The sequence below is a fragment of the Streptomyces sp. genome, from assembly GCF_036566765.1.
Taxonomy (GTDB): domain Bacteria; phylum Actinomycetota; class Actinomycetes; order Streptomycetales; family Streptomycetaceae; genus Streptomyces.
This window is the reverse complement of the sequence record NZ_DATCVQ010000658.1, coordinates 1-9,292: the sequence shown is the minus strand read 5'-3', so window position 1 is coordinate 9,292 and position 9,292 is coordinate 1. Positions and strand designations below refer to the sequence as shown.

Below are 9,292 nucleotides of genomic sequence, written 5' to 3'. Positions count from 1 at the left end.
GGCGATCAACGGGGCGGCGAGGGCCGCGGTGGCGAGCAGCGGCGAGGGCGCGAGCGCGCGGCCGGTCTCCTCGCAGGCGAGGGCGAGTTCGGCGGGGCCGCAGCCGACGCCCCCGTACGCCTCGGGCAGCGCGAGTCCGGGCAGCCCGAGCCGCTCGGCGAGCTGGGTCCACAGCTCGGGGTCGTGTCCGGCGGCGGTGGCGACCGCGGCCCGGACCTCGTCGGGTCCGGACCGTTTGGCGAGCAGTTCCCGCAGCGTGCGGCGGATCTCGTCCTGCTCCTCGGTGAAGGCGGCGTCCATGGAGCTCCCCTCCGTATCTGACGGCCCGTCATGTTAGGCCGGGGCGGCGGGGATGCACAGGGGTACGGCGGGACTGATCGCAGGCGTACGAAGCCGGGGGTCCGACCGCACTATCTGATGTACCGTCAGATTCATGCCCACCACTTCACGGAACCGCGCCGGTCGCCGCGTCGCCGTCGTCGGCATAGCCCTGTCCGACGGCGGACGCGTCGACGAGGCCACCCCCTACGCCCTGCACGCCCAGGCCGCCCGCCGCGCCCTCGCGGACAGCGGGCTCGACCGCTCACTGATCGACGGCTTCGGCTCGGCGGGCCTCGGCACGCTCGCGCCGGTCGAGGTCGCCGAGTACCTGGGGCTGCGGCCCCGCTGGGTGGACTCGACCGCCGTCGGCGGCGCCACCTGGGAGGTCATGGCCGCGCACGCCGCCGACGCCATCGCCGCAGGTCACGCGAACGCCGTCCTGCTGGTGTACGGCTCCACGGCGCGCGCCGACATCAAGGCGCGCCGCCGCACCTCCAACCTGTCGTTCGGCGCGCGCGGGCCGCTGCAGTTCGAGGTCCCGTACGGCCACACGCTCATCGCCAAGTACGCGATGGCGGCCCGGCGGCACATGCACGAGTACGGCACGACGCTGGAGCAGCTCGCCGAGGTCGCGGTGCAGGCGCGGGCGAACGCCGCGCTCAACCCGGACGCGATGTTCCGCGAGCCGATCACGGTCGACGACGTGCTGTCCGGCCCGATGATCGCCGACCCGTTCACCAAGCTGCACTGCTGCATCCGCAGCGACGGCGGCTGCGCGGTGCTGCTCGTCGCCGAGGAGTACGTGCCGGACACGGCGAGGACGCCGGTCTGGGTGCTGGGCGCGGGCGAGCACGTCTCGCACACCACGATGTCGGAGTGGGAGGACTTCACGGTCTCCCCGGCGGCGGTGAGCGGCCGACTGGCGTTCGACCGGGCGGGGGTCCGGCCGCAGGACATCGATCTCGCCCAGATCTACGACGCCTTCACGTACATGACCTTGGTGACCCTGGAGGACCTCGGCTTCTGCGCGAAGGGCGAGGGCGGCGCGTTCGTCGAGAAGAACCGGCTGACGGTCGGCGGCGGAGGGCTGCCGGTGAACACCGACGGCGGCGGCCTGTCGGCCTGTCACCCCGGGATGCGGGGCCTGTTCCTGCTGGTGGAGGCGGTGCGGCAACTGCGCGGCGAGGCGACCGGACGACAGGTGGTGCGGGCCGACGGCAGCCTGCCGGAGCTGGCGGTGGCGTCGGGGACGGGGGGCTGGTTCTGCTCGTCGGGGACGGTGGTGCTGGGTCGGGGGTGAGGCCCTCCCGGCCCTTCTCCCGACCCTCTCCCGACCTCCCTCCCGGCCCCTCTCTCGCCTCCGCTCGAAGAATCTATACAAGCGTCATAGACAAGCGTGTAGGACATCCGTATAGTCACTGGTGCGGGGCCGGAGAGGCCCCGCACCACCCGACAAGGAGTCCTGACATGACCAGCACCGCCGCCGCTCCCGCCAAGACCGTCCTCATCTCCGGCGCTTCGATCGCGGGCCCCGCCCTCGCCCTCTGGCTGCACCGCTACGGCTTCGCCCCGACCGTCGTCGAGCGCGCCGCCGAGCTGCGCTCCGGCGGCTACAAGGTCGACATCCGCGGCACCGCGATCGAAGTCTGCCGCCGGATGGGCATCCTGGACGAGATCCGCGCCAACTCTACGGACATGGACGGCGGTTCGTACGTAGATGAGAGAGGTCGGACGGTCGGCGAGCTGCCCGCGGAGATATTCGGCGGTCGGGCCGAGGACGACGACGAGATCATGCGCGGCGACCTCTCCCGGATCCTGTACGAGCGGACCCGCGACGACGTCGAGTACCTCTTCGGCGACTCGATCGCCTCGCTCGCGGAGGACGCGGACGGCGTCGAGGTCACCTTCGAGAGCGGGACGGTACGCCGCTTCGACCTCGTCGTCGGCGCGGACGGGATGCACTCGAACACGCGGCGGCTGGTCTTCGGCGACGAGCGCCAGTTCAAGCGCCACCTCGGCGCGTACATCTCCATCTTCACCGCCCCCAACCACCTGGGCCTCCAGCAGTGGGAGACGTACCACGCGATCCCGCACAAGCTGATCTCGGTCTACAGCTCGGCCGGCGAGACCACCGCCAAGAACAGCTTCGTCTTCTCCTCGCCCGAGCTGCGGTACGACCACCGCGACACGAAGCAGCAGAAGGAGATCCTGCGCGAGAACTTCGCGGGCGACGGCTGGGAGATCCCGCAGCTGCTCGACCACGCCGACCAGGCCGAGGACTTCTACTTCGACTCGCTCGCCCTCATCGAGATGGACCGCTGGTCGAAGGGCCGGGTCGTGCTGCTCGGCGACGCGGCGCACTGCGCCTCCCCCGCCTCCGGGCAGGGCACCGGTCTCGCGCTGCTCGGCGCGTACACCCTCGCCGGCGAGCTCGCCGCGGCGGCCGGCGACCACACGGTCGCGTTCGACGCCTACGAGCGGGTGATGCGGCCGGGCGTGGAGCAGAACCAGAAGTTCGCGGAGGGCTTCGCGAAGGAGATGACGGTGTCCTCGCGCCGCAAGATCGGGATGCGTCTGTTCATGCTCCGCGTCCTCCCGCGCACCCCGCTCAAGAACCTCATCGCGAAGAAGATCCGCGAGGACGTCCAGAAGGCGTCCCACGCGGTGCCGGTCACGGAGTACGGAACACACTCGCCCGTCGCATGATGGCTCCCATGACTCCTACGACCGCCACGAACGACTCGCTCTTCACCCAGACCCTCCGCACCCAGAGGGTCTGGGACGTCGAGCTTCCCGCCTTCGACCCGGCCGCCGCACCCGCCGAGCCGGTCGCCCTCTTCCGGGACTGGTTCGTCGAGGCGGCCGGGGCCGGGGCGGTGGAGCCGCACACGATGCACCTGGCGACCGTGGACGAGGCCGGGCGGCCGGACGTCCGGACGCTGATGCTGCACGACGCGGACGCCCGCGGCTGGCACTTCGCCTCGCACGCGACCAGCGCGAAGGGCCGCCAGCTCGCCGCCCGCCCGGAGGCGGCGCTCGGCTTCTACTGGCCCGTCCAGGGCCGCCAGGTCCGCGTCCGCGGCCGCGTCGCGACCGGGAGCGCCGAGGAGGCGTACGCCGATCTGCACGCCCGGTCGACGGGCGCGCTCGCCGCTGCCCTGGTGGGCCGGCAGAGCGAGCCGCTGCCCGACCTGGCCACGCTGGCGGACGCGAGCGCCGCGGCCTGGGAGCGGGCGCAGCGGGAGCCGGAGGCGGAGGCGAAGACCTGGACGGCGTACGTGCTGGAGCCCCGCGAGGTCGAGTTCTTCCAGGGCGACGAGCGCCGGCGGCACGTACGACTGCGCTACCGGCGCGAGGGCGACGCGTGGACGACCGAGCTGCTCTGGCCGTGACGGACGGGACACGACCGAACGCGACGGCCCGCGGCCTCAGGCCGGCACGAACACCGGTACCGCGGGGCCCTCGTCGCCCGTCCGGAACGTGACCCGCAGCGGCATCCCGATCCGCAGGTCCGCCTCCGCGCAGTCCACGACCTCGGTCATCATCCGGGGCCCCTCCGCCAAGTCGACGACGGCGGCGACGTACGGCACCCGCTCCCCGAAGGGCGGCAGGTCGTTGCGGTGCACGACGGACCAGGTGTAGAGCGTGGCCCCGCCGCTCGCCTGCTCCCAGGACACGTCCTCGCTCCAGCAGAACGGGCAGAACTCGCGCGGGTAGTGGTGGGCCTTCCCACAGGCCCCGCACCGCCGGATGAGCAGCCGGCCTCGGTCGGCGGCGTCCCAGTAGGCCCGGGTGAAGGCGTCGACGTCAGGAACGGCCGTCATCAGAAGAGTCCGATCGCGTGGTCGAGGGACCAGGTCTGCCAGGACATCGCGAGCAGGGCGACCAGCGAGATGAGCGCCATCATCGCGTTCTGCCCCTGCTCGGCCCAGTCGTGGATCATCAAGGCGAGGTAGAGCAGGTTCAGGAGCAGCCCGCCGACCAGGGCGACCGGGGTGAGCAGGCCGACGACGAGGCCGAGCCCGAGGGCGAGTTCGGCGTAGACGACGACGTACGCCATGAGCTTGGGGCGGGGCGCGACGACCCGCTCGAAGCCGGCTCGGACGAAGCCCCAGCGGTGCTTGCCCGCGACGTCCGCCGCCCAGGCGATGCCGGTCCCGCGCTCGAACCAGCCCTTCTTGTCCTTGTGACGCCAGCTCTCCAGCCACCACAGGCCGAGGCCGATGCGGAGGACGGCGAGCCACTCGGCGCCGGTGAGCCAGACGGTCTGCATCCCGGACCCCTCCCTGCCAGATCTGACGGTACGTCAGTTCAGCGGATGGGCGCCGCCCGGCGCAAGAGGTGCGCACGACGCACACAAGAGCCGCACGAGCGTGACCGATTCGCAACCGATTCCCGTCTTGACCGAGACCCATGAGGTGACCACGTCATTACGCTCGGCATTCATGGCCACCACCTCCCACGACCACCCCGTCTACGTCATCGGCGGCGGGCCGGGCGGACTCGCCGCTGCCGCCGCGCTCCGCGCCCGGGGCGTACGCGCCGTCGTCCTCGAGAAGTCCGACTCCGTCGGCGCGTCCTGGCGCGCGCACTACGACCGGCTCCGGCTGCACACCACCCGCCGGCTGTCCGCGCTGCCCGGACTGCCGATACCCCGCTCCTTCGGCCGCTGGGTCGCCCGCGCCGACGTGGTGCGGTACTTGGAGAAGTACGCGGACGTGCACGAGCTGGAGATCGTGACCGGCGTCGAGGTCACCCGGGTCGAGCGGGCGGGCGACGACTGGCTCCTGCACGCGACCGGCGGACGGCGGCTGACCGGCCGCGCGGTCGTGGTCGCCACCGGCTACAACCACACGCCGCGACTGCCGGACTGGCCGGGGCGGGAGGGGTACGAGGGCGAGCTGCTGCACGCGAGCGCGTACCGCGCGCCCGACCCGTACGCGGGCAAGGACGTCCTGGTCGTCGGCGTCGGCAACACCGGCGCGGAGATCGCCGCCGACCTGGCGGAGGGCGGCGCGGCGCGGGTCCGGCTCGCGGTGCGCACGGCCCCGCACATCGTGCGCCGCTCGACGGCCGGCTGGCCGGCCCAGCGCACCGGCATCCTGGTCCGCCGCCTGCCGGTCCGCCTCGTCGACAAGGCCGGCGAGCTGATCGCCCGCATCTCGGTCCCGGACCTCTCCGCCCACGGCCTGCCCCGCCCGGACACGGGCCTGTACTCCCGCGTCCGCGAGGGCGCGATCCCGGTCCAGGACGTGGGCCTGATCGAGGCGATCCAGGCGGGCCGGGTCGAACCGGTCGCCGCGGTCGCCTCGTTCACCGCCGACAAGGTCGTCCTCGCCGACGGCACGCACCTCAGCCCCGACGCGGTCATCGCCGCCACCGGCTACCGCCGCGCCCTGGAACCCCTGGTGGCCCACCTCGACGTCCTCGACGACCGAGGTCACCCGAGAACCACGGGCCCCCACTCCCCGCCCACCGCCCCCGGCCTCTACTTCACCGGCTTCACCAACCCGATCAGCGGCATGCTCCGCGAGATCGCGATCGACGCGGAACGCATCGCGAAGCGGATCGCATCGGGCCGCTAGCGCATCGTCTCGGGGGGCCCTTCGCCATCCTTCGCCTGCACGACTGTTCCTGACACAGCGTCAGACTTGTAATCTGACAATGCGTCAGGTCCAGTTGGAGTCAGAGCGGCGAGGGCGGAACGATGCTTGGATCGACCCACGGCACCTTCACCACCGATCTCCGCGCCCGCGTGGTCGCCTGCGGGGAGCAGCCCGGGAACGTCGTGCACGGAGTGGCGGCCGTGCCCGGGGATGTGGATGTCAGCGGGCGGGCGTTGTACGCGGCCGTGCCCGAGCTCGACCGGTTCTTCCGGCCGGAGTCGGTCGCCGTCGTCGGGGCCTCCGACGCCGAGGGGCGGCCCAATACCGGCATCACGCGGCAGCTCGTCGCGTGGGCGGAGCGGGTGGGGGCGCGGCTGCATCCGGTGCATCCGAGCCGGGAGGCGGTGTTCGGGATCCCGTGCGTGCCGTCCGTCGGCGCGCTGCCCGAGCCCGTCGACCTCGCCGTGCTGCTGGTCGCCGACCCGTTGCCGCTCGTCGCCGAACTGGCCGAGGCCAAGGTGAGGTTCGCCGTCGCCTTCGCCTCCGGGTTCGCCGAGACCGGGGCGGAGGGGGCCGCCGCGCAGGAACGGCTCGCCGAGGCGGTCGAAGGGTCGGGGCTCCGGCTGCTCGGGCCGAACACCAACCTCAACGCCTTCGAGAAGTTCCGCGACGACCTCGACGGACCCGCCGTCGCCCTCATCACCCAGTCCGGCCACCAGGGCCGGCCCGTCTTCACCATGCAGGAGCTCGGCGTCCGGCTCTCCCACTGGGCGCCCACCGGCAACGAGGCCGACCTGGAGACCGCGGACTTCATCTCGTACTTCGCCCAGCGCCCCGAGGTCGGGGCCATCGCCTGCTACGTCGAGGGCCTCAAGGACGGCCGCTCCTTCCTGCTCGCCGCCGACCGTGCCGCCCGGGCCGGCGTCCCGGTCGTCGCGGTCAAGGTCGGCCGCACCGAGACCGGCGCCCGTACCGCCGCCTCGCACACCGGCAAGCTGACCGGGGCGGACCAGGTCGTCGACGCGGCCATGCGCCAGTTCGGCATCATCCGCGTCGACGGCCTCGACGAGCTCCAGGACACCGCCGCCCTGCTCGCCCGCGCCCGAAAGCCGGTCGCCGACGGCGTCGTCGTCTACTCCATCTCCGGCGGCACCGGGGCCCACTTCGCCGACCTCGCCACCGCCGCCGGCCTCACCCTCCCCACGCTCAGCAGCGCCAAGCAGGACGAGCTGCACCAGTGGATCCCGGAGTACCTCAACGTCGCCAACCCCGTCGACAACGGCGGCCACCCGGTGGGCGACTGGCGCGGCCGCAAGATCATCGACGCGATTTTGGCCGATCCCGAGGTGGGGGTGCTGATCTGTCCGATCACCGGCCCCTTCCCGCCCATGAGCGACAAGCTCGCCCAGGACCTGGTCGACGCCGCCGAGGCCACCGACAAGCTCGTCTGCGTCGTCTGGGGCTCGCCGGTCGGCACCGAGGACGCCTACCGCCGCACCCTCCTCGGCTCCTCCCGCGTCGCCACGTTCCGTACCTTCGCCAACTGCATCACCGCCGTCCGCGCCCACCTCGACCACCACCGCTTCACCAGCGCCTACCGCTCCCCCTTCGACGAGGCCCCGCGCACCCCGTCCCCTTCCTTCCGCAAGGCCCAGGCCCTGATGCGGCCGGGCCGGCGGCTGAGCGAGCACGGCGCGAAGCAGCTGCTGCGCGCGTACGGGATCCGGGTGCCGCGCGAGCAGCTGGTCACCAGCGCGGCGGCCGCGGTCCGCGCGGCGGGCCTCGTCGGCTACCCGGTGGTGATGAAGGCGTCCGGGGCACAGCTCGCGCACAAGACCGAACTCGGCCTGGTGAAGGTCGGGTTGACCTCCGCGAGCCAGGTCCGCGACGCGTACCGCGAGCTCACCGACATCGCCCGCTACGAGGGCGTCGACCTCGACGGCGTCCTGGTCTGCCAGATGGTCGCCAAGGGCGTCGAGATGGTGGTGGGCGTGACCCGGGACGCGCTCTTCGGGCCGACGGTGACCGTGGGCCTGGGCGGCGTCCTCGTCGAGGTCCTGAACGACACGGCGGTACGAGTGCCCCCGTTCGGCGAGCAGCAGGCCCGCGACATGCTCGGCGAACTGCGCGGCCACGCGCTCCTGGAGGGCGTGCGGGGCGCGCCGCCGGCGGACGTCGACGCGCTGGTCGAGGTCGTGCTGCGGGTGCAGCGCATGGCCCTGGAGCTGGACGGGGAACTGTCCGAGCTGGACATCAATCCGCTGATGGTGCTGCCGCGCGGGCAGGGCGCGGTGGCGCTCGACGCGCTGGCCGTGTGCCGCTGAGAGAGGACCCGTACGACATGAGCGACGTACTGCACTCCATGGAGAACGGCGTCTCCTGGATCACGCTCAACCGCCCCGAGGCGATGAACGCGGTCACCTGGGACCAGCGGGAGCGGATCATGGAGCTGCTCGCGGACGCCTCCGCCGACCCGGACGTACGGGCGGTGGTCGTCACCGCGACCGGCAAGGGCTTCTGCGCGGGCGCGGACCTGCGGGGCGCACCCGCGTCCGGCGAGCGAAGCGAGATGGGGGTCCCCCCGGCCGAAGGCAGGGGGAGGATCCCCGGCGACGTCGCCCGGACCATCCAGCGCGGCGCGCAGCGCTTCATCGCCGCCGTGCTCGACTGCGAGAAGCCGGTGATCGCGGCGGTCAACGGGACCGCGGCCGGGATCGGCGCGCATCTGGCGTTCGCCTGCGACCTGGTGCTCGCGGCGGAGGGCGCGCGGTTCATCGAGGTGTTCGTACGGCGCGGGCTGGTCCCGGACGGCGGCGGCGCGTACCTGCTGCCGCGGCTTGTCGGCCCGCAGCGGGCGAAGGAGCTGATGTTCTTCGGCGACGCGCTGCCGGCGGCGGACGCGGAGCGCCTGGGCCTGGTCAACCGCGTGGTCCCGCCGGAGGACTTGGAGAAGACGGCCCGCGAATGGGCCGAACGCCTGGCCCAGGGCCCGACCCGCGCCCTCGCCCTGACGAAGCAGCTGGTGAACGCCTCCCTGGACACCGACCGCACCACCGCCTTCGCGGCCGAGGCCGCGGCCCAGGAGATCAACATGACGACGAGGGACGCGAACGAGGGCGTGGCGAGCTTCGTGGAACGGCGGGCGGCGGAGTACTGGGGGCGTTAGGGGGGCGTCGGCGCGGCGCACGCGCCGCGGGGCGCCGTCGCGACCGGCGGGGCGTTCGCTCGCGGATGCCGCCGGAGACGGCGGACTACCGGGGCCGGTCGGGGCGTTGGCCCCCGGGGCGACACCCGCGGCGTGGACTGCCGCCGCGGCAGACGGAGCTCTCGACCGCCTGAGCCCCTAGCGGGCGTCGGCCCCCGGG

Annotated in this window: 10 protein-coding genes; 6 read left to right on the top strand and 4 right to left on the bottom strand. The window is 72.9% G+C overall.

What is annotated here, in order from left to right; all coding sequences use genetic code 11:
* A partial coding sequence (locus VIU94_RS38305) for an acyl-CoA dehydrogenase family protein (protein WP_331919143.1) occupies positions 1–300 on the bottom strand: 300 nt, incomplete at its 3' end.
* 133 nt (positions 301–433) lie between these two features.
* On the opposite strand from VIU94_RS38305, the gene VIU94_RS38300 reads away from it, so the two are divergent.
* The 3 genes from VIU94_RS38300 to VIU94_RS38290 all read left to right on the top strand — a co-directional run bounded on the left by VIU94_RS38300 (position 434) and on the right by VIU94_RS38290 (position 3,713).
* The gene (locus tag VIU94_RS38300; protein ID WP_331919141.1) at positions 434–1,621 is read left to right on the top strand and encodes a thiolase C-terminal domain-containing protein; all 1,188 of its coding nucleotides are present in this window, start codon (positions 434–436) and stop codon (positions 1,619–1,621) included.
* A 167-nt stretch (positions 1,622–1,788) separates the two neighbouring features.
* Complete coding sequence (locus VIU94_RS38295; RefSeq protein ID WP_331919139.1) at positions 1,789–3,027, top strand: FAD-dependent monooxygenase; 1,239 nt, start codon at positions 1,789–1,791, stop codon at positions 3,025–3,027.
* An 8-nt stretch (positions 3,028–3,035) separates the two neighbouring features.
* A complete protein-coding gene (locus VIU94_RS38290) occupies positions 3,036–3,713 on the top strand; it encodes a pyridoxine/pyridoxamine 5'-phosphate oxidase (protein WP_331919137.1) in 678 nt (225 codons plus the stop codon).
* Positions 3,714–3,749: 36 nt separating this feature from the next.
* On the opposite strand, the gene VIU94_RS38285 is transcribed toward VIU94_RS38290, so the two are convergent.
* The 3 genes from VIU94_RS38285 to VIU94_RS38275 are packed head-to-tail and all read right to left on the bottom strand — an operon-like array spanning position 3,750 to position 4,768.
* On the bottom strand, positions 3,750–4,145 hold the full coding sequence (locus VIU94_RS38285; protein WP_331919135.1) for a Zn-ribbon domain-containing OB-fold protein: 396 nt from the start codon (positions 4,143–4,145) through the stop codon (positions 3,750–3,752).
* The gene (locus tag VIU94_RS38280) at positions 4,145–4,594 is read right to left on the bottom strand and encodes a DoxX family protein (RefSeq protein ID WP_331919133.1); all 450 of its coding nucleotides are present in this window, start codon (positions 4,592–4,594) and stop codon (positions 4,145–4,147) included. The genes VIU94_RS38285 and VIU94_RS38280 overlap by 1 nt, the downstream gene beginning before the upstream one ends.
* Positions 4,595–4,627: 33 nt before the next feature.
* Entirely contained in the window at positions 4,628–4,768 is a 141-nt protein-coding gene (locus VIU94_RS38275) for a hypothetical protein (protein ID WP_331919131.1), read from the bottom strand.
* Between VIU94_RS38275 and VIU94_RS38270 the strand changes: the two genes are divergently transcribed.
* From VIU94_RS38270 to VIU94_RS38260, 3 genes are all read left to right on the top strand, one after another.
* The gene (locus VIU94_RS38270; RefSeq protein WP_331919129.1) at positions 4,767–5,906 is read left to right on the top strand and encodes a flavin-containing monooxygenase; all 1,140 of its coding nucleotides are present in this window, start codon (positions 4,767–4,769) and stop codon (positions 5,904–5,906) included. The two genes, VIU94_RS38275 and VIU94_RS38270, sit on opposite strands and share 2 nt — an antisense overlap.
* 122 nt (positions 5,907–6,028) lie before the next feature.
* Positions 6,029–8,251, top strand: a complete 2,223-nt coding sequence (locus VIU94_RS38265; protein ID WP_331919127.1) for an acetate--CoA ligase family protein — start codon at positions 6,029–6,031, stop codon at positions 8,249–8,251.
* Between the two features lie 17 nt (positions 8,252–8,268).
* Positions 8,269–9,093, top strand: a complete 825-nt coding sequence (locus tag VIU94_RS38260) for an enoyl-CoA hydratase/isomerase family protein (protein ID WP_331919125.1) — start codon at positions 8,269–8,271, stop codon at positions 9,091–9,093.
* The last annotated feature ends 199 nt before the right edge of the window (positions 9,094–9,292 follow it).